18 protein-coding genes and 3 pseudogenes are annotated in these 24,843 nt (G+C 58.3%); 17 read left to right on the forward strand and 4 right to left on the reverse strand.

Translation table 11 applies throughout. From position 1 onward, the window contains the following. Window positions 1-31 precede the first annotated feature (31 nt). From ACZ5FP_RS27310 to ACZ5FP_RS27335, 6 genes and pseudogenes are all read left to right on the forward strand, one after another. A complete protein-coding gene (locus tag ACZ5FP_RS27310) occupies window positions 32-661 on the forward strand; it encodes a DsbA family protein (RefSeq protein WP_464665135.1) in 630 nt (209 codons plus the stop codon). A gap of 48 nt (window positions 662-709) precedes the next feature. Next, on the forward strand, window positions 710-1,381 hold the full coding sequence (locus ACZ5FP_RS27315; RefSeq protein ID WP_464665136.1) for a L,D-transpeptidase: 672 nt from the start codon (window positions 710-712) through the stop codon (window positions 1,379-1,381). A 662-nt stretch (window positions 1,382-2,043) separates the two neighbouring features. After that, window positions 2,044-2,580 (forward strand): dihydrofolate reductase family protein, encoded by a 537-nt coding sequence (locus tag ACZ5FP_RS27320; protein ID WP_464665137.1) that lies wholly within the window; start codon window positions 2,044-2,046, stop codon window positions 2,578-2,580. 44 nt (window positions 2,581-2,624) lie between these two features. Then, the gene (locus ACZ5FP_RS27325) at window positions 2,625-3,170 is read left to right on the forward strand and encodes a TetR/AcrR family transcriptional regulator (RefSeq protein ID WP_464665138.1); all 546 of its coding nucleotides are present in this window, start codon (window positions 2,625-2,627) and stop codon (window positions 3,168-3,170) included. A 481-nt stretch (window positions 3,171-3,651) separates the two neighbouring features. Next, window positions 3,652-4,268: pseudogene (locus tag ACZ5FP_RS27330) on the forward strand (type IV toxin-antitoxin system AbiEi family antitoxin domain-containing protein). Continuing rightward, window positions 4,261-5,131: pseudogene (locus tag ACZ5FP_RS27335) on the forward strand (nucleotidyl transferase AbiEii/AbiGii toxin family protein). The pseudogenes ACZ5FP_RS27330 and ACZ5FP_RS27335 overlap by 8 nt, the downstream one beginning before the upstream one ends. A gap of 401 nt (window positions 5,132-5,532) precedes the next feature. On the opposite strand, the gene ACZ5FP_RS27340 reads toward ACZ5FP_RS27335, so the two are convergent. Next, window positions 5,533-6,447 (reverse strand): LysR family transcriptional regulator, encoded by a 915-nt coding sequence (locus ACZ5FP_RS27340; protein WP_464665139.1) that lies wholly within the window; start codon window positions 6,445-6,447, stop codon window positions 5,533-5,535. A 146-nt stretch (window positions 6,448-6,593) separates the two neighbouring features. On the opposite strand from ACZ5FP_RS27340, the gene ACZ5FP_RS27345 reads away from it, so the two are divergent. From ACZ5FP_RS27345 to ACZ5FP_RS27375, 7 genes are all read left to right on the forward strand, one after another. Continuing rightward, window positions 6,594-8,243: a GMC family oxidoreductase gene (locus ACZ5FP_RS27345; protein WP_464665140.1), complete on the forward strand. Its 1,650-nt coding sequence runs from the start codon at window positions 6,594-6,596 to the stop codon at window positions 8,241-8,243. Then, the gene (locus ACZ5FP_RS27350; protein ID WP_464665141.1) at window positions 8,240-9,349 is read left to right on the forward strand and encodes a mandelate racemase/muconate lactonizing enzyme family protein; all 1,110 of its coding nucleotides are present in this window, start codon (window positions 8,240-8,242) and stop codon (window positions 9,347-9,349) included. The genes ACZ5FP_RS27345 and ACZ5FP_RS27350 overlap by 4 nt, the downstream gene beginning before the upstream one ends. 2 nt (window positions 9,350-9,351) lie before the next feature. Then, window positions 9,352-10,839: an aldehyde dehydrogenase family protein gene (locus ACZ5FP_RS27355; protein WP_464665429.1), complete on the forward strand. Its 1,488-nt coding sequence runs from the start codon at window positions 9,352-9,354 to the stop codon at window positions 10,837-10,839. Window positions 10,840-10,874: 35 nt separating this feature from the next. Further along, complete coding sequence (locus tag ACZ5FP_RS27360) at window positions 10,875-12,464, forward strand: ABC transporter substrate-binding protein (protein ID WP_464665142.1); 1,590 nt, start codon at window positions 10,875-10,877, stop codon at window positions 12,462-12,464. Between the two features lie 82 nt (window positions 12,465-12,546). Next, complete coding sequence (locus ACZ5FP_RS27365) at window positions 12,547-13,506, forward strand: ABC transporter permease (protein ID WP_464665143.1); 960 nt, start codon at window positions 12,547-12,549, stop codon at window positions 13,504-13,506. Beyond that, window positions 13,506-14,333 carry an ABC transporter permease gene (locus ACZ5FP_RS27370; RefSeq protein ID WP_464665144.1) on the forward strand — a complete coding sequence of 276 codons (828 nt, stop codon included), beginning with the start codon at window positions 13,506-13,508 and terminating at the stop codon, window positions 14,331-14,333. Before ACZ5FP_RS27365 ends, ACZ5FP_RS27370 begins: the two co-directional genes overlap by 1 nt. A 2-nt stretch (window positions 14,334-14,335) precedes the next feature. Next, window positions 14,336-15,976 (forward strand): ABC transporter ATP-binding protein, encoded by a 1,641-nt coding sequence (locus ACZ5FP_RS27375; RefSeq protein WP_464665145.1) that lies wholly within the window; start codon window positions 14,336-14,338, stop codon window positions 15,974-15,976. Window positions 15,977-16,409: 433 nt separating this feature from the next. Here ACZ5FP_RS27375 and ACZ5FP_RS27380 read toward each other — a convergent pair. The 3 genes and pseudogenes from ACZ5FP_RS27380 to ACZ5FP_RS27390 form a co-directional block, all read right to left on the reverse strand. After that, a pseudogene (locus ACZ5FP_RS27380) lies at window positions 16,410-16,694 on the reverse strand (IS3 family transposase); the annotation flags it as partial. 126 nt (window positions 16,695-16,820) lie between these two features. After that, window positions 16,821-18,797: a sensor histidine kinase gene (locus ACZ5FP_RS27385; RefSeq protein ID WP_464665146.1), complete on the reverse strand. Its 1,977-nt coding sequence runs from the start codon at window positions 18,795-18,797 to the stop codon at window positions 16,821-16,823. Between the two features lie 86 nt (window positions 18,798-18,883). Then, window positions 18,884-19,579 carry a response regulator transcription factor gene (locus ACZ5FP_RS27390; RefSeq protein WP_464665147.1) on the reverse strand — a complete coding sequence of 232 codons (696 nt, stop codon included), beginning with the start codon at window positions 19,577-19,579 and terminating at the stop codon, window positions 18,884-18,886. Between the two features lie 275 nt (window positions 19,580-19,854). Between ACZ5FP_RS27390 and ACZ5FP_RS27395 the strand changes: the two genes are divergently transcribed. The 4 genes from ACZ5FP_RS27395 (at window position 19,855) to ACZ5FP_RS27410 (ending at window position 24,722) form a co-directional block, all read left to right on the forward strand. Continuing rightward, window positions 19,855-20,874: an ABC transporter substrate-binding protein gene (locus tag ACZ5FP_RS27395; RefSeq protein WP_464665148.1), complete on the forward strand. Its 1,020-nt coding sequence runs from the start codon at window positions 19,855-19,857 to the stop codon at window positions 20,872-20,874. A 62-nt stretch (window positions 20,875-20,936) separates the two neighbouring features. Beyond that, complete coding sequence (locus tag ACZ5FP_RS27400) at window positions 20,937-23,102, forward strand: ABC transporter permease (protein WP_464665430.1); 2,166 nt, start codon at window positions 20,937-20,939, stop codon at window positions 23,100-23,102. 23 nt (window positions 23,103-23,125) lie between these two features. Then, window positions 23,126-24,229: an ABC transporter ATP-binding protein gene (locus ACZ5FP_RS27405; RefSeq protein ID WP_464665149.1), complete on the forward strand. Its 1,104-nt coding sequence runs from the start codon at window positions 23,126-23,128 to the stop codon at window positions 24,227-24,229. Then, window positions 24,222-24,722: an SRPBCC domain-containing protein gene (locus ACZ5FP_RS27410; protein ID WP_464665150.1), complete on the forward strand. Its 501-nt coding sequence runs from the start codon at window positions 24,222-24,224 to the stop codon at window positions 24,720-24,722. Before ACZ5FP_RS27405 ends, ACZ5FP_RS27410 begins: the two co-directional genes overlap by 8 nt. Window positions 24,723-24,843: the final 121 nt, after the last annotated feature.

Here is a 24,843-nt window from a genome sequence, read left to right on the forward strand (position 1 = left end):
GCCTCTTAACATTCAAATATTGGAGCTCATCATGAACCGCAGACTGTTTCTTCGCATCTCAACAGGACTGACCGTTTCTTCAGCCATTACCACGTTTTTTATGCGGCCTGCCTTCGCACAGGGCGTGGATGTCAACGCCGTCCTTAGCGATCCCGAAGCACCAACGGGTGGCAATCCAAAAGGTGATGTCACCATAGTCGCCTTCCTCGACTACAACTGCCCCTTCTGCAAGAAATCAGCCCCCGACCTTGACAAAATCGTCAAGACCGATGGCAAGATCAGGCTAGTCTACAAGGACTGGCCAATCCTTACGGAGGCGTCTGTTTACGGAGCGCAACTTGCGCTTGCCGCAAATTACCAGGGCAAATATGAGACCGTCCACACCGCCTTGATGGCGATTCCTGGTCGCAAGATTGGCCAGGACAAGATGCTGGCGGCGGTGAAGGCCTCAGGCATTGATATGGCGCGGCTACAGTCCGACCTGAAAAAGAACGGCTCGAACATCACTGCGCTCCTGAAGCGGAATCTCGCCCAGGCCGATAGTCTCGGCATGAGTGGAACGCCGACCTATCTCATTGGCCCCTTCCGTACATCGACGCTCGATTATCCGGGGTTCACGGAGGCCGTCGCCGAGGCACGCCGGCGGCAGGCGGCAAAATAAATCCCATCATTTCGATCAAATCGTACGCAAGACAGAACAGAGACCATCATGCCGTCCAGACTTTGCTCATTTGCCCGAACACTAACGCTTGCCGTCTTCCTGCCGCTCGGCATCGCGGCCTGTACGACCACTCCGCCCAGAGTATTGCCTGTTGCGGATCTTACTCCGTCGATCGAACCGCGGGCCGCAGCCCGCTATGCCGCGATCGATACGGAAAAATTTCCCATTCCCGCCGTTTCGTTGAAGCAGCTGAAACAGCGCAACATGCGCGAATTGGTCGATTATCCCACGGATCAGCCGGTCGGAACAGTGGTTGTCGACCCGAAGGGCAAACATCTCTATCTGGTTCAGGAGGGCGGCAAGGCGCTACGCTACGGCGTGGGTGTCGGCAAAGCTGGTATGGAGTTTACTGGCACGGCCAAGATCGCCTATAAGCGGGAATGGCCGCGCTGGACGCCGACGCAGGATATGATCGCTCGTTCTCCGGAAAAATATCAGCAGTGGGCCAGCGGCATGGAGGGTGGCGCCAAGAATCCACTCGGCGCGCGTGCCTTATACCTGTTCAAGGACGGTAAGGACACCCTCTACCGCATCCATGGTACCAATGAACCATGGTCGATCGGGCAGGCGGTATCGTCGGGCTGCATCCGGATGATGAATCAGGATGTCATCGATCTCTACGATCGCATCCCTGATGGATCGAAGGTCGTGGTGTTATGATAAGCAACAGCTGAAGCGGGTTTTGTCGCATCGCGCGGACCGCCACCAATAAAATGTTACTTCTGTCACACCTATCGATCGAAGGCTTTTGCTGTCGATTTTCCCTGCGAACTCAAAACGTCGACCGGACGCCGTTTCTTCACAATCTCTTCGGGCTTGTGATGTTTGGGGTAGTTTAAATGTGCTCGGAAAACCTAAATCGCGCATGAGAGCGTAGGATTCCGCCCCGTCCCGCAAACGACCCGTTGGAGTTCGGCAGTGATACGACGTTAATCATCCTAGCAATGCTGGATAGTAATTCCATAATTGCAATGATGTTTCTACGATGCTTTCATTTTGGCCGGCGATGTCAGGGCTGGAATACAAGAAAAAGGCGTGCCGGTAATTTTCGCCTCGAATTGACCTTCATTGCCACTTGGCACTGCGAAAGTCTTTTATCCATCGCCGCTCTGACTCAATCGACTATGGGTCAATTCTGGACGAAACTCTACAATCTAAGGCGGAAGACTCTATTCCTCGCCCTAAGAGCATCCAATGACCGAGATGCGGCCGTGAACAGACGGTCAGCATTCTGAGCGGTACGGGCAGGAGCGGGCCGCCGAGCGCATTGACATTGGTTAGAGATCCATTATTTATACTCTGTATAATTAATGGAGACAAAGATGGTCGCCGGACACGTATTTATCGCAACGAGCCTTGATGGATTTATCGCCCGCGAAAGTGGCGACATTGATTGGCTGCTAAAGCACGACCAAACTGGCGAGGATCATGGCTATAGTGATTTCATAAAGGATATCGACGTTATCGTAATGGGGCGAGGCACTTATGAGGCGGTCCGAGGCATGGGAGACTGGTTCTACACCCGCCCGGTACTGGTTTTGTCGGCGCAGCTTGCACGACAGGCAGTGCCCTCCGAGCTCGAAGGAAAAGTTCGTTTTTCGGCAGCGTCACCTGAACAGGCAATGGCGATGCTTCAATCCGAGGGCGCACGACACGCCTATGTGGATGGAGGACGCATCATTCAATCTTTCCTCGCGCTCGACATGATTAGCGATATGGTGATCACGAGGGTGCCAATCTTGCTCGGTTGTGGCCGCCCTCTTTTTGGCAGAGGTCAGCGTGATGTGGCGCTTGCGCACAAGGGCACAAGGTCTTTCCCTTCCGGACTGGTCCAATCTCATTATGAAGTCATGATATGACAACAAGGGGGCGAGGTCGGCCTCCAGCTGGCGGAGAGACCGTTTTGCCGGAGAGCATTCTTTCCGAGGCATTGAGCATCCTCAAAGCCGACGGCCTGGACGGCTTGAGCATGCGCGCTTTGGCAACACGCGTGGGCATCAATCCCATGACGATCTATCACCACTTCAAGGATCGAGATGGGCTAATCAAGTCGCTAGCGGAGTGGGTATATGCGGACGTCGCGGCACCTGAAACGGGTGATGCACATGCACGCGCCCGCAGTCTCCTCACAGCCTACTACGCCAAGGTGGTGCTTTACCCCGCTCTCACCTTGGCGATCTTTGCCCAACCAGCCGTTTTCCCCGATCACGCCAAGAGGATAACTCGCGAGTTGATGATGTTCTTGAGCGAACGCAATAACTCCTCACAGCGCTCGTTGCGTTGGACGCATATCCTCGTTGACTACACTCATGGTGCCGCCCTCGCTTTAGCTACCCAGAATGGAAGCACAGGGCGACCCCCACAGAGAGCAATGCTGGATGATTTTGAAAGCGGACTTGACGAGCTACTGGAGGCGTTCAGACGTTCTTTTGATCACCCGAGCGTCTAGATCAAGTTTTCAGCATTCAAGGTGTCCCTCTGCGAGCATTGTAAGAAGGCGATCCATCTAGCAAAAAGCGCGCAGACCACAGACTTTTCCATTGGAGCAAGGTGACTGATTTTGAGGGGTATGGCAAATGCCCCGAACGACCGCAATGGGGGCGCAAAGCGGACTTTCAAATACTAATATGTTGATTTCCACGCGGAACTGAGCCGGGTTTGGAGTGACCCCGTGGAACTGGACCAACGAGGCTCCCGACTAAGCCGCCTGTTGGGCAAGTTGAGTTTCGAACTCTTCCGGCGATCGATAGCCAAGCGCCGAATGGAGCCGCTTCGTATTGTAGATTTCATCGATGAACCTTGGCAATCGTGTTAGCGTTGCCTGGGTTCGCAATGAGCTGTACTCCCAAACTGCGGTCAGCTTCCCTCGGTCTTCGAGGTGTGATACAAAATCTGGGATCACACAGTCTTAGTTCCGAGCTATCGTATCAATGTCCGAACGCTCGTCCCAGCGCCAAATCGCTCACGCCCTGCTGACGTCGTGCGGCATCGCGCGTCTGGCGGAGCTGCGCGACGCCGGCGTAACAGCCGCCACGATGAGCCGCATGGAACGGGACGGGGAGGTGCTCCGGCTCGCACGTGGCCTCTATCAACTCTCCGACGCGCCGCTCGACGCCAATCATAGCCTGGCTAAAGCAGCCAAGCGCGCACCCAAGGGCGTCGTCTGCCTCGTGTCAGCCCTCGCATTCCACGGCCTGACCGATCAGCTCCCGAGACAGGTGTGGCTGGCCATCGGCAAAAGGACTGGGCTCCCAAACCCGATGGCACGCCCATTCGCATCGTGCGTTTTACCGAAAGTCTGCTCAGCGACAGCGTCGAAACTCATGTTGTCGGGGGCGTGCCCGTAAAGGTCTTTGGCGTCGTCAAAACCATCGCCGATTGCTTCCGATATCGCAATAAAATCGGGCTTTCAGTGGCGATCGAGGGTCTCCAGGAAGCGCTCCGTCAGAGCAAGGCCACCCCCGGCGATATTGCCAGGCAAGCCAAGCGAGGAGGGGTTGCCACCGTGATCCGGCCGTATCTCGAGGCGCTGGCTGCCAATGGCTAAGGAGATCACGAACATCGGCGCCTCGGTGCGCGCCCGCCTGCTGCAACTCGCCAAGGCAAATGGCCCGAGCTTCGATCTGGTTCTGACACGCTTCGCCCTCGAACGGCTGCTCTTCCGGCTCAGCCAGTCCCGGCATGCCGAGCGCTTCGTGCTGGAAGGCGCGATGCTGATGATGAGCTGGTTCGACGATCCGCACCGCGGCACGCGCGACCTTGATCTGCTCGGTTTTGGCGATCCGAGCGCGGAGCCGATGCTGGCGACGTTTCGGGAGAGCCTGGCACAAGGAGGCCGGCGATAGCGGCGAGTTCGACGCTGACGCGCTCCGCGTCGACCGCATTCGCGAGTAGCTGGAATATGGCGGGCTCAGGCTGCGGGCGACAGCATCGGTCAGCGGCGCCTGGATCAGCTTGACCATCGACATCGGTTTTGGTGATGCGCTGGAGCCTGGCGCCGAAAAACTGGATTACCCATCCATGCTGGACTTTCCCATGCCCCGGCTGCAAGGCTATGCGCGGGAAACCGTCATTGCCGAGAAATTCCAGGCGATGGTGGCACTCGGGCGGGCGAATAGCCGGATGAAGGACTTCTATGACACCTGGATTCTCAGTCGATCCTTCACCTTCGACAATGACCGGTTGCCACGAGCGATCGCCGCCACCTTTGCGCGGCGCGAGACAACGATACATCAAGACCAACCCGATGCGCTGACACCGGCCTTTGCCGAGGATGTGCAAAAGCAGCGACAGTGGCATGCGTTTGTCGGAGACGTTGCCCATGATCCGGGTAGTCTCGCGAACGTGGTTGGAGATATCGCCGCATTCCTCATGCCCCAGGCGGCCTCAGCGCGGAGCCTGAGCCAATGAGCGGATTGACTTCCACTGTTGGATTGGGCGATACCGACATGGCGGTCGCGCTGCGTGGATATACGCCCCATCAGCACGTCCCGAGTCCGATCGAGCCGCACTTTGCTGCTTCGAAGCGCGTATCAAGTCTGACGTTCAGGCCGGTCGCACTCGCAGCGACTGTCGCTAGGGCAGGCGTCAGATCATGCCTCACGTCGATCATAGTTCACACAAGGGACCGAACAATCGAACCCAGAATTCTTATCTGCCGTTGCGGAAGCAAGAACGAATCCGGCAGGGGTTTCGATCGATCGGATCATTGCAACAATTCGTATCGATCTTTTCATACCACCATAACGGTCAGGAGAGCGTAGGATTCCACGCTCTCCCGCAAACGACGCCCCCTTCTGTTATCCTCGGGGTCACCGGTTACATCCCCCCCCAGCCTGGACGTCCTTCAACTCGGCAATCAACCAGTCGCGGAAAATCACCGCCTCAGGTGCCGTCCGCTCGGCAGAGCGCGCGGTCACGATAAAGTGCGACTCATTGATCGATATGCCTTCAGCGAGAGGTATATGGAGGTGCCGTTCCTTTAGATAGTGCGTCGTATAGCTCTGTTGCACGATGCACGGTCCAAAGCCAGCGGCAGTCAGTTCGAGGGCGATGAGCGAATTGTCCGTCATCGTATTCACACGCAGCCCGGTTTCTTCGAGATCGTGCTTGCGCAGGATTTTCGTCCAACGATCCTCGCAACCCATGATCTGGACAACGCCGCCCTTGAGGAAGGAAAGCAGCTTTTCGCGTTCGTTCCCGCCTGCAATCGCCTCGTCCTTCCTGGCGACGAGAACCGACGACTCTTGCCACAGAGGGCGGACCTCGAACTCACTCCAATGGCCATCCCCGAAACGGATATCGACGTCAACACTCGTCGTTGTGTCGGCCCATACCGCAGCCAGCAGTCTGATCCTGATATGCGGAAACAGCGCGTAGAATTTCGGTAGCCGCGGCGCGACCCATGTCGTCGCGAACAGAAGCGAGGCGCGAACGGACACATGCGCACGTTGGTTGCGTCCGAACAGGCCCACCGTCGAGACCGTCAGCTCGTCGAATGTCCTGGCGACGCTTGGCAGGTACGCCCTTCCGATGTCGGTCAGTTGTAGGCCTCGGGGCAGCCTCTTGAACAGTTGGAAGCGCAAATGCTGTTCGAGAGAACGCACCTGATGGCTGACGGCCGCCGGTGTAAGGCTCAGTTCTTCCGCCGCTGCGGAGAAGCTCGACGATCTCGCTGCTGCCTCGAAGGCCCGCAGCCATTGAAGAGGTGGAAGTGCATATGCCATGGCCGATCCTGTCACAAATAAAATGATGCCTAACAGCAATAAAGCTTTGTTTGACTTTGGCCAAGCCGCAAACGAGCTTTAACGCAGGGAGGCGAGGTATCGGGCTGCGACAGCCAGATGCTCGCAGTTGGCCGTGAGGACGCAACTTGGATACATTTGACTATATCATTGTCGGTGCAGGTTCGGCTGGTTGCGTGCTGACCGATCGCCTCTCCAGAAACGGGTCTAACCGAGTCCTGGTTCTGGAGGCCGGCGGCTTGGACAAAAGCTTCTGGATCAGAACGCCGATCGGCTACGGTCGAACCTTTTTCGACCCGCGCGTCAACTGGATGTACAGTACTGAGCCCGACCTTCAAACCAATGGTCGTGTGAGCTATTGGCCGCGTGGCAAGGTTCTCGGCGGCTCCAGCTCGATCAACGCCCTCATCTATTGCCGCGGAATGCCCGGGGACTTCGAGGATTGGGAAGCGGCCGGCGTGCAGGGCTGGAACTGGAACAATGTTCGTCCGCACTACGAGGCAATCGAAAGCCGGATCCTGGCGAACGGCGAGATCGAGGGCAATGGCCCACTCTTCGTCAGCGACGTCCGCAACGATATTCACCCGTCGAACCGGCACTATTTCACCATGGCCGAGGAACTCGGCCTGCCGGTGACGGACGATTGCAACGGGCCCTCGCCCGAAGGCGTCACCCGCTACCGGATCACGACGCGGCACGGAAAAAGATGGTCTGCCGCCGATGCGTTTCTGAAGCCGGCTCTTGGCCGCCCGAACCTGACCCTGCTCAAGAACTGCCTGGTGGATCGGATCGTTGTAGAGGGCCGGCGTGCCACTGGCGTATCGGTTCGGTCGGCATCCGGCGTTCAGGTGTTTAAAGCGCGTAAAGAGATCATCGTCAGCGCGGGCACCGTCAATTCGCCAAAGCTGCTCCAGGCCTCGGGGATCGGACCGGCCGCGCTTCTTCAACGGCTCGACATTCCCCTTGTTGTGGCAAACGACAATGTCGGCGCCAATCTCCAGGACCATCTCGGCATCAACTACTATTACAAGGCGACCGAGCCCACCTTGAACTCGATGCTCTCGCCGTGGTGGGGCAAGGCGATCCAGGGAGCGCGCTACATTCTGACGCGCCGCGGGCCGCTGAGCCTGAGCGTCAACCAATGCGGCGGGTTCGTGCGCTCGAAAGAGGGGCTCGGGCGGCCCGACCAACAGCTCTATCTGAACCCCGTCACCTACACGACCGCGCCGTCCGACAAGCGACCGATCATTAATCCAGACCCCTTCCCCGGCTATATCCTTTCGTTTCAGCCGACGCGGCCGACCAGCCGGGGCACGATCGAGATCGTCTCGCCGAACCCGGAAGACGCGCCGAAGATCGTCCCGAACTATCTCTCGACGGCGAAAGATCTGAATGACGTGATCGCCGGCGGCCGGCTGATCCAGCGCATGGCGGGCACGACCGCGATGCGCCGCTTCACGAAGGAGGCGATGGCCCCCGATATCCAGACGCTGGATGACGACGGCCTGCTCGACGATTTCCGCAAGCGATGCGGCAGCGTCTTTCATCCGGTCTCGACCTGCCGTATGGCGCAGGATGCGGCGACGGGCGTCACGGACTGCGAACTGCGTGTCTTCGGCGTCACGGGCCTACGTGTCGCGGATGCTTCCTCTTTCCCCGGTATCACCTCGGGAAACACGAACGCGCCCACCATCATGCTCGCCCATCGCGCGGCCGACCTGATTCTTGAAGCCGCAACGCAACCCGATCGACAATCCCCCGGGATGGAATGCCAATGAAAATCTGCAAGCTTGAAACTTTCACCGACCCGTTCGTCGGCTTCGTGCGCCTGACATGCAAGGATGGAACCACGGGCTGGGGTCAGCTCTCCACCTACAATGCGGATATCACGGCAACGGTCTTTCACCACCAGATCGCGCCGTGGTCCCTGGGGCGCGATGCAGGTGATCTTGAGGCGTTGGTGACGGAAATTCCCGAACGCGAACACAAGTTCTTCTCCTGCTCCTATCTGTACCGCGCCCTGTCCGGGCTCGACACGGCGATATGGGATTGGCGTGGCAAGGCCGCTGAAAGACCGGTGGCCGCACTTCTCGGCGGTTCCGCCGGCCCGTTGCGCGCCTATGCCTCCTCTATGCGTCGCGATATCACGCCGCAAGACGAGGCCACACGCCTGTTGCAATTGCGCGATCAGCACGGTTTCGACGCCTTTAAGTTCCGCATCGGCTCCGAATGCGGTCACGACAAGGACGAATGGGACGGCCGGACCGACAGCATCGTTCCGACCATCCGCAAAGCGCTGGGGAACGATGCCGCACTGCTGGTCGACGCCAATTCCTGTTACTCGCCGCGCCGGGCAATCGAGGTCGGCAAGATGCTGGAAGCCAACGGCGTCGAGCATTTCGAGGAGCCGTGCCCCTATTGGGAGATGGAGCAGACACGCGAGGTCGCTGCTGCGCTGTCGCTCGACGTGACGGGCGGCGAACAGGATTTCGACATGCAGCACTGGAAGCGGATGATCGCCATGAAGGCGGTGGACGTCGTCCAACCCGACATCCTCTACATGGGCGGAATGACGCGCTCGCTGGAAGTCGCCCGCATGGCCGAGGCGGCGGGCCTGCCCTGCACACCGCACAGCGCCAACCTGTCCCTCGTGACCCTCTTCACGATGCACCTTCTTCGCGCGATCCCGAACGCCGGCAAGTATCTCGAGTTCTCGATCGAAGGGCCTGACTACTATCCGTGGCAGGAAGGGCTTTTCGTCCACGATCCCTACACCGTGACGAACGGCACGGTGACAGTCAGCGATCGTCCGGGCTGGGGCGTGGAGATTTCCCCCGAGTGGCTCGCCCGGTCGCAATATCAAAGAAGCGAGATCACAGCATGATCTTGACTGCTGAAGACCTTGCCCGCCGCTATTTTGCGGACGGCCGCGTCGAGGGCCTGCCGACCGGCCATTTCATCCACGGCGCCACAGTGGCCGGTGCGACAGGCGAGACGATCGAAAGCCTCGACCCCGGCCTTGCACGTCCGTTCGCCGCTTTTCCGGCCGGGAATGCCGCGGACATCGAACGGGCCGTGGAATCGGCGCAGAAGGGTCTTTCGGCCTGGCGCGACACCGCGCCGGCCGAAAGATGCCGGGTTCTGAACCGGGTGGCGAACGTGATCCGGGAAAGGAGCGACTATCTCGCCTTCGTCGAAACGCTGGATTCCGGTAAGACGCTGGCCGAAGCACGCGGCGACGTCCAGTCCGCCATTCGCTGCTTCGAATACTATGCGGGGGCGGCGGACAAGCTCGAAGGGCGCTCCATCCCCCTTGGTCCTGGCCTCGCCAGTTGGACGGAACGCGAACCGGTCGGCATCACCGCCCACATCATACCGTGGAACTATCCGACTTCGACCTTTGCCCGCGGCGTCGCGCCGGCATTGGCGGCGGGCTGCGCCGCTATCGTCAAGCCGGCGGAAACGACGCCGTTCACCGCCCTCATCCTGGCAACCTGGCTGCTCGAAGCCGGTCTGCCGGCGGGCGTCCTCAACGTCGTCACGGGGTTCGGTCTCGACGCGGGCGCACCGCTCGTCCGGCATCCCTCGATTTCCCATGTCACATTTACTGGCTCCGTCGCCACCGGCATCGGCGCGATGCAGGCTGCTGCTGTAAATGTGACCGGCCTGACGCTCGAACTGGGCGGAAAATCACCCTTGATCGCGCTCGCCGACTGCGATCTGGATCGCGCGGTCGATGGTGCGCTCTGGGCAATCTTCTCCAATGCCGGGCAGATTTGCTCAGCTGGATCGCGGCTCGTGGTCGAGCGGCCGATCCATGACCGCATGCTGAAAAGACTGGCCGAGAAGGCCCGTGCCCTGCGCCTCGGACACGGCCTCTCGCCGGCCGCCGAGGTCGGCGCGATCAACTCGAAGCTTCACCTCGACCGCATTGCCGCTCATGTTGATGCAGCGCGCCGTCGGGGATGCCGGATCATCACCGGCGGGCAAGCCACAGTCGATGACGAAACGGGACAAGGCTGGTTTTTCGAGCCGACCATCATTGACGGCGCATCCGTCAACGATCCGGCCGTCCAGGACGAAATCTTCGGCCCAGTGCTGACGGTTCAGGTCGTCGACAGCGAGGAGGACGCGATTGAAGTCGCCAACGGCACTGAATTCGGCCTCGTCGCCGGTATCTATACGCGCGACATCGGCAAGGCCTTGAAAATCGCCCGGCGCGTCGAGGCCGGTCAGGTCACGATCAACGACTATTGGGCCGGCGGCATCGAAGTGCCGTTCGGCGGCACCAAGAAGTCCGGCTTCGGGAGGGAAAAGGGGCTCGAAGGGATCGACGCCTATACACGCACGAAGGCGATCACCATCCGCCATTGAGCGGAGGGCAATCCATCATCAACAGGGAGGCAGGCATGACAGACCAGTTTGATATATTGAAGCGTTCGTTCTTGACGGGGAAAATGGACCGTCGCGGGTTCATGACGGGCGCGCTCGCGCTCGGCGCGACATTGTCCGTCGCATCCTCCGCCTTCGCCCAGGCGGAGCAGGCCGTTCCCAAGAAGGGCGGCACACTTCGCGTCGGCTTCCTGCAAGGATCGACCTCGGATTCCTTCAATCCCGCGACCTATAACAACGACTTCATGTTCGCGACGAACTACGCCGTCTTCAACCATCTCACGGAATTCGCGCCCGGTGGCGTCATTGCACCCGATCTCGCCGAGAGCTTCGCGCCGGAGCCTGGCGCTAAGATCTGGACCTTCAAGCTGCGAAAGAACGTTGAATTTTCCGATGGCAGAAAGCTGACCTCCGCCGACGTCATCGCATCCCTGGGATATCATCTCGGCGAAGACTCGAAGTCCGCGGTCAAACCGGTTCTTTCCCAGATCGTGGAGATGAAAGCGCCGGACGATCACACGGTCGTCTTCGAGCTTTCGACGGGAAATGCCGATTTCCCCTATATCTTCGCCGATTATCACCTCTGCATCAAGCAGGCGGTAAACGGCAAGATCGATCCGCTCAGCCGGATCGGGACGGGCGGTTATACGGTCGAAAGCTTCGAGCCGGGCGTTCGCGTTCGACTGAAACGGCGCGACAATTACTGGAAGGAAGGCCGCGCGCATTTCGATCAGGTCGAAATCACCACCATTTCCGATACGACGGCGCGCATGAATGCCCTGATGACGGGCCAGGTCGATTTCATCGATCGACCAGACCTCAAGACCATCCATCTTTTGAAGCGAGCGCCCGGCCTGCGGGTCGAGACCGTTTCCGGCACGCTTCACTATACGATGCCCATGCACGTCAACACCGCGCCCTTCGACAACGTCGATGTGCGCATGGCCCTCAAGCTCGCGATCGATCGCGAAGAGCTGGTCCAAAAGGTGTTGAAGGGCTATGGAACTGTCGGCAACGATCATCCGGTCAGTTCCTCGATGCCCTTCTTCGATCCATCGATTGAGCAGCGCGCATATGACCCCGACAAGGCAAAGTTCCATCTCAAACAGGCCGGGCTTTCCAGCCTCAATGTCCAGCTCTATACGGCGGAAGCCGCGTTCGAGGGCGCAGTCGACGCGTCGATCCTCTATGCCGAACAGGCCAGGAAGGCGAATATCAACATCGAGGTCCTTCGCCAGCCAAACGACGGCTATTGGTCCAATGTCTGGCTGGTGAAACCATTCTGTTGCAGCTATTGGGGTGGCCGTCCGACGCCGGACTGGATGTTCTCCGCGGGCTATTCCAAGGATGCCGAGTGGAACGATACGAAGTGGAACAACGAACGCTTCAACAAGCGTCTGCTCGAAGCGCGCGCAGAGGTCGACCAGGGCAAGCGTGCTGAAATGTATTCCGAAATGCAGCGCCTGTGCCGCGACGACGGCGGTGCGCTGATCCCCATGTTCGGCCAATACGTCTTCGCAATGAAGGATGCGGTCCAGCACGGCCAGCTCAGCGAAATGTGGAACATGGATAGCCTGCACTTCATCGAACGGTGGTGGATGGCTTGATGCCTTGTCCAGCTCTGCGGGGAGCCCTCTTCATGCAGAGCTGGACAAACTGAAAACCTGACGAACGACGCTGGGAGGCGGCATGTCACGAATCTGGGTTCTCCTCGGAGAACGTTTAGCCCTGGGTGTCATCACCCTGATTACAATTTCCGCGCTGATCTTCCTAGGTGTCGAGCTGCTGCCGGGCGATCTCGCGCAGCAGATACTCGGCCAATCCGCGACGCCGGAAACCGTTGCGGCGTTCCGCAGGGAACTCGGTCTCGATCAGCCGGCCGTCCAGCGCTATTTCCAGTGGCTGGCTGGCGCCCTGCACGGCGATTTCGGCAATTCCCTTTCGAACAATCGGCCGATTTCCGAACTCTTGTCGGCAAGGCTCGGCAATACGCTGTTTCTCGCCTCCTTCGCCGCGGCCATATCCGTTCCGCTGGCGCTCACCCTCGGCGTTCTGGCCGCGCTCTACAGGAACTCGGTCTTCGACCGGCTCTGCAACGTCGTCGCCCTGATCTGCGTTTCCCTGCCGGAATTCTTCGTCGCCTATGTTCTGATCCTGTTTCTCTCGGTGCGCATGGCGCTGTTTCCCTCGCTCTCCAACATCGACGCCGCAATGCCGCTCGGAGAGTTGCTGTATCGCTCGTTCCTTCCTGCCCTGACGCTCGTTCTGGTGGTCGTCGCCCATATGATGCGCATGACGCGCGCCGCCATCATCAACGTGCTGGCGAGCCCTTACATCGAGATGGCGCGGCTTAAGGGCATGGGCCGCTTGCGCGTCATTGTGTTCCACGCTCTTCCGAACGCCCTTGCGCCCATCATCAATGTGGTGGCGCTGAACCTCGCTTATCTCGTCGTGGGCGTCGTGGTGGTCGAAGTGGTCTTCGTCTATCCGGGGCTTGGTCAGTTGTTCGTGGACGCGGTCAGCCATCGCGACGTCATGGTCGTCCAGTCGGTCGGTCTCATCTTCGCAGCCGCCTACATTCTGCTCAACCTGATCGCCGACCTTTTATCGATCGTCAGCAATCCGCGCATTCTGAATGGGGAAGGCTGATGGCAAACTTTTTCCGGCTTTTTGCCACAGCCCCCTTCACCGCGCGCTTCGGCATGATCGTAATACTCATCGTTGTCGTCATCGGCCTTTTCGCGCCATTCATTGCCCCCTACGGCGAAACGGCCGTGGTCGGAGCCCAGTATGAGCCGTGGAGCCGGCAGTATCTCCTCGGAACGGACAATCTCGGCCGCGATATGTTCACGCGGCTTGTCTACGGTACGCGCAATACCGTCGGCCTTGCTCTGCTCACCACGGTCATCGCCTTCACCATCGGCTCGATCCTGGGCATTCTCGCCGCGCTCCTCGGGCGCATGACCGACCGTATCCTCTCCAGGGTCATCGACGTGATCATGGCCATCCCGTCGCTGATCCTGGCGCTCATGCTGCTTACCATCGTCGGCACTTCGGTCGCCAGCATGATCTTTGTCATCGCGCTGATCTATGTCGCTCCGGTCTTCCGGATCGCACGGGCCTCGGCGCAGACCGTCGTCGTCATGGATTACGTGCAGGCCGCCCGGCTGCGCGGCGAGCGGCTGCCCTGGCTGATCGTGCGGGAAGTGCTGCCCAACATCGCCTCGACACTCGTCGCCGAATTCGGGCTGCGCTTCTGCTTCGTCTTCCTGTTCATCGCGGCGCTGTCGTTCCTCGGCCTCGGCATTCAGCCGCCCACGGCCGACTGGGGCTCCATGCTTCGGGAAAATGCGACGCTGATTTCCTTCGGCGACGTGACGCCGCTCCTGCCGGCGGCGGCCATTGCGTTGCTGACCGTGTCTATCAACTTCGTCATCGACTGGATGCTGCACAGAGCCAGCGGATTGAAGGACTAGCTATGACCGACGACATTAAGGCAGGATCGCCGCTCCTTTCGATCCGTAATCTGACGATCGAAGGCCACTCGTCGGAAGGATGGATCAAGCTCGTCGACGGCGTCGATCTCGGCCTGGCGCGCGGGGAAATTCTGGGCCTTATCGGCGAGTCCGGGGCGGGTAAATCGACATTGGGCCTGGCAGCCATGGGTTTCACCCGCGACGGATGCCGCATCGCTGGGGGCTCCATCGATTTTGATGGAATCGATCTCGTCCGCTGCGGCGGAACGGTCCGGCGCGACCTGCGCGGAAAACGCATCGCCTATGTGGCGCAATCCGCAGCCGCCTCCTTCAATCCGGCCCACAAGCTCATCGTCCAGCATTGCGAAGCGCCGGTCGTCAAAAAGGTCATGCCGCGCGAGAAGGCGATCGAGGACGCCGTCGATCTCTATCGGCGCATGCGGCTGCCGCAACCCGAAGAAATCGGCTTCCGTTATCCGCATCAGGTCTCCGGCGGCCAGCTGCAGCGCGCCATGACGGCAATGGCGATGGCGTGCCGGCCCGATCTGATCATCTTCGACGAGCCCACGACCGCCCTCGACGTCACGACCCAGATCGAGGTTCTGGCAACGATTCGAGATATCGTCAGGCAGTTCGGCACCGCCGCGATCTACATCAGTCATGACCTTGCGGTCGTGGCGCAGATGGCGGATCGCATCACGGTTTTGAAAAGCGGCAGGGCAGTGGAGACCGCCCCTACTCGCACCATGCTCCGCGACCCTAAAGAGGACTATACCAAATCCCTATGGTCCGTACGTTCTCTGGACCATAGGCGCGCGCCGGAATGTCCGACTGTGGAGCCGGTCTTGAGCATCCGCAACATCGATGCTGCCTATGGCGCAATGAAAGCCCTCGAAGGTGTTTCATTTGACGTGCATGCAGGCCGAACTGTCGCCGTCGTCGGTGAATCCGGCTCAGGAAAATCGACCGCGGCGCGCGTCATCAGCGGCGTCGTGAGGCCTTTGTTCGGAGAGGTCTTGTTCGAGGGGCGGCGGCTCGCTCCGGACTACCGCGCCCGCTCGCGAGAGGATCTGCGCCATATCCAGATGGTCTACCAGATGCCCGACACAGCCCTTAATCCGAAGCAGAGCATCCGCGACATCGTCGGTCGTCCGATGGAGTTCTACCTCGGTCTCCGCGGGCGCGAACGGGACCGACGCGTCGCCGATCTGTTGGAGCAGATCGAGCTCGACCCGGCGAAATACATGAACCGGCTACCGTCCGAACTGTCCGGTGGGCAGAAGCAACGCATCGGCATCGCACGGGCCCTGGCTGCGGAACCGAAGCTCATCATCTGTGATGAAGTGACATCCGCGCTCGATCAGCTCGTGGCCGCCGGCATCCTGAAGCTGCTGGCAGGTATCCAGAAAGAGCGCAACCTTGCCCTCCTGTTCATCACGCACGACCTATCGACGGTGACGGCCATTGCGGACGTGGTGATCGTGATGCAGCATGGGCGTATTGCAGAAGCCGGCAAGGTCGATGATGTCTTCGCCCGTCCTGCGAGCGACTACACGACCCGGCTTCTCCAGTCCGTGCCGGAAATGGATCCCGACTGGCTGACACGCACGTTGATGTCCCGGAACGCAGAACCGTTTTCATAGTGGCCGGGCTTACAAGAGAGCCTCGACGGTGCTGTCTCATAGTTTGATGTAAGGATGCGTTGATGCTGCAAGGAGAATTTCAAACATAACAATTTGCAATTTTACTGTTTAGGTCTTGGCATAATAGAACGAGATTTTGGTGCAACCGCCCAGCTGCTCTCGAAGGAATGGCGTAAGGTATTTCTGACTGATTTCACGGGTTGTCTCACCAGGCCAGACATACCAACCCTTGAACGTCAGTAAGGGTGGAAAACTGGGTTTGGCTATTGTGAGTTCTCGGTCAAGTGTGACGTTGTAGTATCGGCAAACTAATCCATTCATCGCATCCTTGCCATGACCTTTTGCCGGAAACTTCAGTGGGTGTTTTGCAGCCCAGACATTTGCGCGACGTGGTGTGAGTCGGTCGCAAACGCAAAGCGTTTGTCGCGGAGCAGCGAATTTTCTTTCTCTTGTGCGTGCATGCCTCGACAAAGTCATAGGACCAGACGTGGTTTGGGTATTCCGGCCGACGCCGGATGCGCGAGCTTTCATTCAGCTGCAAACGTCCGCGTTTGGGTTGCCTGTGCGGAACTTTGAGTCCCCCACGCCGCCATATCCGTTCAACCCGGTTCACATTCATCACCCAACCCGCACGATGCAGCATCGCCGTGATGCGGCGATAACCGTAACGGCCATATTGGAGAGCAAGTGCAATGATGTCGGCGGTCAGTGCCGTTTCATACTGGGACAGTCTCTTTCACAGTCGTTTATCGATATTCCATCCGCGATTGAGTTCATTTCTTTATACTTAACTGCCTTCCATTTCTGTGTTGCTCCCGTGCACGCCGACGTTTTGTAGGCATGTTCAGTGTGCTTCAAGGAACGACATCGCGACCGTAGTTCCACCATCAACCGTTGAAGTCAGAGTTATATCACCCTCGGCCTGGCGCACGAAGCCGTAGACGATTGCCAGTCCCAGCCCTGTGCCGCCCGAGGATTTGCGCGTGGTGAAATAAGGCTCGAACACACGATCAATGAGGTCGGGCGCGATACCTTTGCCCGTATCGGTAACGACAACGCGCACGCGATCCTCGGTGTGCTCGAGTGTAATGTCGATGTCGCCGCCGTCAGGCATGGCGGCGGCGGAATTACGGCAGATATTGACGATGGCTTGCTCGAACAGCGCCGGGTCGAGCAATACGTCGGGCAGATTTGCGGGCGCGCCTATTGTCAGGCTGATCTGCGGACCCAGTATGAGGTGCAAAACATCCTCGACCCCGCGTAGTATCTTGCGCAAATCGCAGCGAACGGGAGTGTAGTGCTGTTTGCTGGCAAAGGAAAGCATGCCTTCGACAAGTTCCTTACCGCGTTCCGAGGCTTTGCGAATGCGAGCGACGTTGCGTTTCTGCGCGTCCGAGAGAGTGCCCATCTTTTCGAGCATGCCCACGCTGCCAACGACAATTCCGATCATGTTGCCAAGCTCGTGGCTGAGCTGATGGCTGAGGCGCACCAGGCCGTCGAGTTTTTTGGCGCGCTGGACTTCCTGTTCCTGGTTTTCCTGCTCGGTGATGTCGCGTACGACGACGATGGAGCGGTCTCCCGGCTGGTCCGTACGGGACACTTCAAGAATCCTGTTGTTTTTGCTGATGCGGGTGACGCCGGGCAGGCCATCCGGTACATGCGCATCACTGGAAATGCTGAAGGCCGAAGCCAGTTGCGGTAAGCTCCAGGTCCGGGCCGCCGCTCCAACGCCGGCGAATTCGACAATGCGCCGGTTCATGGCCATGGCCCTTCCGTTCGCATCAAACAGAGCGATGCCTTCATTCATACTGCGAAAAGTCCAGCGGATCGTGCGGGCCGCCCGTGTTGCCCGGATATGGAGGTGATTGAAGCGTTCGACACTGCTTTTGAACGCATTGAATGCCCGGATAAGATCCTGCAGCTCTGTTTCATTCGTTCCCACGGATGGCAGACGGACATCTCTTTCGCCTCTGGCCAGCCGGTTCAATGCATCGGAAATCTGGGCGATTCCCGCCGATACCCGAATGATCGAGTAATAGATGGTCACGATGCAGAGTATGATCACAAGCAGCACTGTTGCGAGAACGAAGGTCCGCATGCTGTCGAGATTGTTGGATATGGCAGCAACTCCGGTATTGAAATCATTGCGGAGCAACTGACTCTGTTGTTCGAGCCCGGATGTGAGTTTTTGCGATGCATTGCGCATCTCGCTCAGGATGCTGCGCATCTCGATGAAACGGCGCAGATAAATCTCGCGCATCTGAAAGATTTGCTCGTAGATGCTGTATTGCACCGATTGCTGCCCCGCAGATGCCGGGGTGAGGGCCACAGCGGAGCGGCGAAGATAGGAACGGCGTATTTCGCCGAGGCTGAAAAGGCTGTCGGCAGAAGCAGCGTTCAGTACGATCTGTCTCTGTTGCATGTCCGGTTCGGGGCCTGTTGCATGTCGGATCACTTCGAGGTTACGGGTAATCTTGTCCTTGTAGAGCTGGGCTTCTTCTGCGGCGGCAGCAAGCTTCAGGGTGGTTGCACGGACCGACGACAGGGCATCAACCAGCTCGGCTGTGCCCGGCGTATGGGATGATCCGGATGATCCGCCATTGCGCGCAATATATCCGCTCAAGGAATCGATCTGTTCTGCAATGGACAGACTTTCGTCGGACAGGCGGTACGGCGATGTGGCATTGAGTATGAAGGGGGCGGAGGAAAGAAGGGCCGATGCCTGACGCGAAATGTTGGATGCCACGGCGAGATCTGCATAGGTCTGTACGCCATAGGAGGTCATTTGCATCTTGGCGTCGGTCAGGCTTTTGACTGCCATGAGCGACAACAGCAACACGAGAGCACAAATGAAGCCGATCGCAAGGGGGATGCGAAAGGCGATGGAATTGAAGAACCGGTCCGCAATCACTGGACAGCCTGCTCGGCTGGATCAAGAACAAGCATGTAACCTTTGCCGCGATTGGTCTTGATGTGCTTTGGCATGGAGGGGTTGCGTTCAATCTTGCGCCTGAGTCTGAGGACAAGGACATCGATATTGCGGTCTATGTAGAGGCGACCATCTGAACCGAGACGTTGCAGGATTTCGACACGGTCAATCGGTATTCCAGGTTTCGCCGCCAGTATTTCCAGCAGGGAAAATTCGGAATTTGTGAGTGTGGCGACCGGATTGCTGGTGGAATAGGCCATGCGCGCTTCTAGATCGACTAGCCAGTCGCCTATCCGGATCGCTTTGGCACTCTCGCATTTGTCCGGTTGCTCGGCCGGGCGGCTTGGCACGGTCGACCGGCGCAGGACAGCCTTGATCCGCGCAGCCAGTTCAATCGGCTCAAATGGTTTGACCACGTAATCATCGGCTGCCGTCTCCAACCCCAGCACCCGGTCAATCGAGCTGCCTGCTGCCGTCACCATGATAATACCCTTGTCGGTATCGCGCCGAAACCGCTGTGCCAGCGAACGGCCGGAAATACCAGGGAGGTTGTGGTCCACCAGAAGGAGGGAGATGGACCTATCGTCGATCTTTTCCAGCGCTTCCTCAGCCGAGAAGACACGAATGGCTTCCCAACCCTCCGATTCCACCAGATCCGCAATGACTTCGGACATATCTGGATCGTCTTCAACAATCAGAATTCTAACTGGTGAACTATTCAAGACAAATCCCCTCACACCATATTCACAGTCCGTGTTTTAATATGAGTAACAGGACTTGTCAGCAAGCCGTGATCTGTGTAGCCGCCGCCGGATTGTAACAATTGAAAGGAAAAACGCCACTCGATGTCATCTACGCAATGAAATGCCGATTGCAGTCATGTTCATTACTCTCTTATGTGATCAGATGTGAGCGCCTTGGCGTTTACCGGTTTCCGGGGAGGATTGGGATGAAAGAGCTTCTTTTGACGGCCGCCATTTTTTTCGTGGCAACGGGCGGCGCATTATCGGCCGAGCGATTGAGTGTCCTGTGCGGTGCGGATGAACGCTGGTGCGCGGAAATGAAGACCAGCTTCGAACAAAAATCCGGTACGCGTGTCTCGATGGTCAGAAAAAGCACCGGTGAAATCCTGGCCCAGCTGCGCGCGGAGAAGGACAACCCGAAGGTTGACGTGTGGTGGGGTGGCACCGGCGACCTGCAGTTGCAGGCAGCATCCGAAGGCCTTCTGGAAAAATACGTGTCGCCTAACAAACCCGATCTTTTGGGATGGGCAAACAATTTTGAAGAAATATCCAAAGGACAGGCATCCGGCATCTATGCCGGGGCGCTTGGTTTTGCTTACAATGCAGATATCTTGCGCAAAAAGGGTCTCCCGGCGCCGACGTGCTGGAAAGACCTGACGAACGGGACCTATCGCGGCGAAATCCAGATCGCCAACCCGGCCTCGTCCGGAACGGCTTACACGGCGCTGGCGACCTTGGTGCAGCTGTTCGGTGAAGACGAAAGTTTCAAATACTTCAAGGCGCTTGATGCCAACGTCAATAGTTATACGAAGTCTGGCTCAGCACCGGTAAAGGCGGCGGCGCGCGGCGAAACGCTGATAGGCATCGCCTTCATGCATGATGCGGTCACGCTGAAACAGGCTGGCTTTCCGCTGGAGGTCGTCGCTCCTTGCGAAGGCACCGGCTATGAGATTGGTGCGGTCAGCATCGTCAAGGGCGCACGCAACATTGAAAGCGCCAGGGCCTTTGTCGACTATGCCTTGAGTCCCGAAGGTCAGGCCACGGGCAAAGCAGCGGGACAAAACCAGGTGCCATCCAATGCAAAGTCAGAAGTGCCGGACGGTGCCCCCGATATCACTTCGTTGAAGCTGATTGACTATGACTTTGCCATCTATGGCGCTTCTGAAACGCGCGACAGACTGCTTTCGCGCTTTGCGACCGAGATTAAGGCGGCGGACGCGCAATAGGCCTCCTCACCCCTGCATTGTCGACACCTGCGATCCCCACGGTATTGGGATCCGATTTCAAGATAGACACCATGAATCGCTCACTTCAACTCATCGCAATGCTGGGTCTGGCGGCGTATTGCCTGTTGCCCTGGTACGGCGTTGAATACGGCATATTCGAAGGGGACTGGATTGATGCGGGCGGCCTTCTGTCGGAAGCCGGCGCATCGGGATTGCTCCGCCTGCTTCTGTTTCGCGACGCCGCAATGGCAATTCCGGCGGCCGTGCTTGTGTTCTTTGTCGCGGTTGCGTTAATCAGACAAACCTCGCGCCCGCTGCTCCTGTTCTCGCTCGCCGCGACGATCCTTGCGCTTGCCGCTATTGTCGTCGATGCGTTTAGCGGCGCGGCCGTGATCCAGCCGTTTGGTTACGGTGCAACAATCGTCATGACGATGCTTTTCTTGTCGGCAGCCAATCTCTGGTCGCGCCTCGGCAGGGATAATCGCGACGCATTTGTCGTCTCGTCGATTGCCGGTGTGTTTGCGCTGATTGTGCTGTTTGTGTTCTATCCGATTGCGCAAATCCTGGTCCAGGCATTTGTGGACAGACGGGGTGCGTTCAGCGTTCTTGGTGCCCTTCACGTCGCTATGGGCGGCGATATCTGGAGCGTTGGTTGCATTGCCGGAAAATCGCGGTGCGGCGTCGCAATCAATTCGATTATTCTGGGCCTTCTGACTGCCACAAGCACAACCATACTCGGGCTTGCCTTTGCCCTTCTCATGAGCCGGACCCGCTTTCCCGGAAAGCCGCTCCTGCGTGCGCTGGCTGTTCTGCCGATCATTACCCCGCCGTTTGTAATCGGCCTGGCTCTGATCCTGTTGTTTGGCCGCGCTGGCTTTGTGACGGATGTCATGTCGGGCTTTCTGGGGCTGGAAGCCAGCCGCTGGCTCTATGGCCTGTGGGGAATCTGGCTTGGTCAAACGCTGGCGTTCACGCCTATCGCGTTTCTTGTGCTGACGGGTGTTGTCCAGGGTATCAGTCCGTCACTGGAAGAAGCATCGCAAACCTTGCGTGCAGACCTGTCATCGACGTTGCGCACCGTTTCGCTGCCCTTGATGAAGCCGGGCATCGCCAATGCGTTCCTGTTGGCCTTTATCGAAAGCCTGGCGGATTTCGGCAATCCGGTCGTGCTTGGCGGCGGCGACAATGTGCTGTCCACGGAGATCTATTTTGCCATCGTCGGCGCCCAGGCCAACATGATGCGTGCCGCAGTTTTATCGCTCATTCTTCTGGCACTGACGCTCACCGTTTTCATTATCCAGAAGCGATGGTTGGGACGCACAGATTTCACCACCATCACGGGCAAGGCCGACAATGGCGCAAACAGCATGTTGTCAACCGGTCACAAGGCGATTGTCTATGGCCTCACACTGCCGTGGATGGTCTTCACGACGACAATCTATGTGATGGTGTTTTATGGTGGCGTTGTCCGGCTCTGGGGACAGGATCACACGCTGACATTTGCCCATTACAGGGAAGCATTTGAAATTGGCTGGTCGGATGGCGGTATCTGGTGGAAGGGCGCAGCCTGGGACTCGTTCTGGACGACCATCAGTATTTCAGCCATTGCTGCTCCACTGACGGCTGCGCTTGGTCTCCTGACAGCCTGGCTGCTCGTGCGGCAGAAATTTGCCGGCCGAAGCACATTCGAGTTCCTGACGATGCTGAGCTTTGCCGTGCCTGGAACGGTCGTCGGTGTGAGCTATATCCTGGCATTCAACAGCGCGCCAATCGAGCTGACGGGCACCGGGACGATACTTGTTCTGTGCTTCATATTCCGCAACATGCCGGTGGGCGTTCGCGGCGGCGTTGCCGCCATGAAGCAGCTCGACGCCAGCCTGGATGAGGCATCTCTGACACTGGGTGCGAACAGCTTCAAGACGCTGAGGCATGTCGTACTGCCGCTGATGCGCCCGGCGATTGTCTCCGCCGTCGCATACAGTTTCATTCGGGCCATCACATCCGTCAGTGCCGTCATTTTTCTGGTTGGCGCCGATCACAACATGGCAACAGCCTACATCATCGGGCTGGTGGAAAATGGCAGCTATGGCTTGGCGATTGCCTATTCGACGGTGCTGATCGTCGTCATGCTCATTGTCGTCACCGTACTTCAGCTTGCCTTTGGCAAGCGGCGTCTGCGGCGGGACGACAGGGTCGGATACCAGCAACCGCGTCCCGTAGCTGCATAATTGAACCGAACGAGGATAGAAAAATGAAGTTGGACACAAGCTGGCAGGCCGCCGGACAGGCCAGCATCCGTCTGAGTGACGAACGCGGCAGGATCGCCTTCAAAAACGTCGTGAAAAAATACGGCGTGGTTCATGCGGTTGACGGCATCGATCTCGAAATCAGGAGCGGGGAGCTGGTCACGCTGCTGGGGCCAAGCGGCTGCGGTAAGACCACGACATTGCGGATGATCGCCGGGCTGGAATTGCCGACCACGGGAACCCTTGCCATTGGCGGGGTGGATGTTTCCCGGCTTCCGGCGACATATCGCAACGTTTCCATGGTGTTCCAGTCCTATGCCTTGTTTCCGCACCTGACAGTGCTCGACAATGTGGCTTATGGGTTGCGCATGGGCGGTTTTAAAACCCCTTTGGCCAGAGAAATGGCAGAAGACGCACTCTCGCTGGTTGGCCTTGCCGGCTTCGGCACGCGGCTTCCGAGCGAGCTGTCAGGGGGGCAGCAGCAACGCGTTGCGCTTGCCCGCGCCATCGTGCTTGAACCGGAGGTTCTGCTGCTCGACGAACCGCTATCCAATCTTGATGCGAAGCTGAGACGGTATGTGCGTGAGGAAATTCGCACACTGCAGCAAAGGATCGGCGTGACGACCGTTTACGTCACGCATGATCAGGAAGAGGCAATGGCCGTATCCGACCGCGTCATTGTCATGGAGCAGGGCAGGATTGCACAGACAGGCGCCCCCGCCGAGCTTTACCACAATCCCCGGTCGGCCTTCATTGCCAGTTTCATCGGCGAAGCCAATCTGATCTCCTGTGTTGCGGCCATTGCCGCCGGCGGCGGCAGAGTTGCGCAGATTAATGACGATCACCGGTTTGCCGTGCCAACCAGCACTGTAGCAGAAGGTGATGCAACACTAGTCATCCGGCCGGCCGCCATTTCATTTTCCACCCGTGCCGGCACGGGTATGCCCGGAACGATCACATCAGCTGCCTTTTTGGGTGATCGCGTTCTCTACGGTATCAAGACACCCATCGGCCGGCTGTTCCATATTGAATACGTGTCCTCGATCCGGCATCCGGATGGAAGCGAGGTCAATATCATTCTCGACCCTGCGAAACTGCATCTTGTTTGAGATGGCCAGTCTGGGAACAAGGCTTGATCATGCGAATCCGGAGGATATGCCGGTGCGGGCGATAAAGCGTGGAACTGTCAGCGTTGAAAGGCGACTGGACATACCGGCACAGGCCGCTTTCAACGTATGGTCGCGTCCGATCGATCTGCACCTGCGACGGGACCGCAGCGGCAATCTGTTCTCCTATGTCAGCTTTGACTTTCGTATCGATGGCGAAACAATCTTTGGTTTCGGTGAGCCCGGTGGCAGATGGTATCGCGCAAGGCAGCGATATGAAGAGATTGTTGACGGCCAACGCATCACATATGTCCTCACAATCAAACGTCGTCACAAGCTTGTGTATCTTGGAACAGTAACGATTTCCTTCGCCGATACCGCTACGGGTTGCACACAGACCTATTTCGAGCAGGGCACCAGTTTTGGCAACGAGTCCATGCCCGATCACATACAATGGTACGCAGGACGGCTGTTTGGGACAGGTTTTGCCATGTGACTGCGTGAAGGCCGATCACGTGAAGACCCGGTGTCGGGCTGTAAGTTTTGTAATCAAAAAATGCCGAATTGGCTCACATATCTCTCACAATATACGATCACATGATGTATGAGTGACAATG

Source organism: Phyllobacterium sp. T2-21 (genome assembly GCF_055378485.1).

Coding starts and splice junctions, on each gene's coding strand:
- ACZ5FP_RS27310 (WP_464665135.1), top strand. CDS start 32: ATGAACCGCAGACTGTTTCTTCGCATCTCAACAGGACTGACCGTTTCT.
- ACZ5FP_RS27315 (WP_464665136.1), top strand. CDS start 710: ATGCCGTCCAGACTTTGCTCATTTGCCCGAACACTAACGCTTGCCGTC.
- ACZ5FP_RS27320 (WP_464665137.1), top strand. CDS start 2,044: ATGGTCGCCGGACACGTATTTATCGCAACGAGCCTTGATGGATTTATC.
- ACZ5FP_RS27340 (WP_464665139.1), bottom strand. CDS start 6,447: ATGGCATATGCACTTCCACCTCTTCAATGGCTGCGGGCCTTCGAGGCA.
- ACZ5FP_RS27350 (WP_464665141.1), top strand. CDS start 8,240: ATGAAAATCTGCAAGCTTGAAACTTTCACCGACCCGTTCGTCGGCTTC.
- ACZ5FP_RS27360 (WP_464665142.1), top strand. CDS start 10,875: ATGACAGACCAGTTTGATATATTGAAGCGTTCGTTCTTGACGGGGAAA.
- ACZ5FP_RS27365 (WP_464665143.1), top strand. CDS start 12,547: ATGTCACGAATCTGGGTTCTCCTCGGAGAACGTTTAGCCCTGGGTGTC.
- ACZ5FP_RS27370 (WP_464665144.1), top strand. CDS start 13,506: ATGGCAAACTTTTTCCGGCTTTTTGCCACAGCCCCCTTCACCGCGCGC.
- ACZ5FP_RS27375 (WP_464665145.1), top strand. CDS start 14,336: ATGACCGACGACATTAAGGCAGGATCGCCGCTCCTTTCGATCCGTAAT.
- ACZ5FP_RS27385 (WP_464665146.1), bottom strand. CDS start 18,797: ATGGCAGTCAAAAGCCTGACCGACGCCAAGATGCAAATGACCTCCTAT.
- ACZ5FP_RS27390 (WP_464665147.1), bottom strand. CDS start 19,579: ATGTCCGAAGTCATTGCGGATCTGGTGGAATCGGAGGGTTGGGAAGCC.
- ACZ5FP_RS27395 (WP_464665148.1), top strand. CDS start 19,855: ATGAAAGAGCTTCTTTTGACGGCCGCCATTTTTTTCGTGGCAACGGGC.
- ACZ5FP_RS27405 (WP_464665149.1), top strand. CDS start 23,126: ATGAAGTTGGACACAAGCTGGCAGGCCGCCGGACAGGCCAGCATCCGT.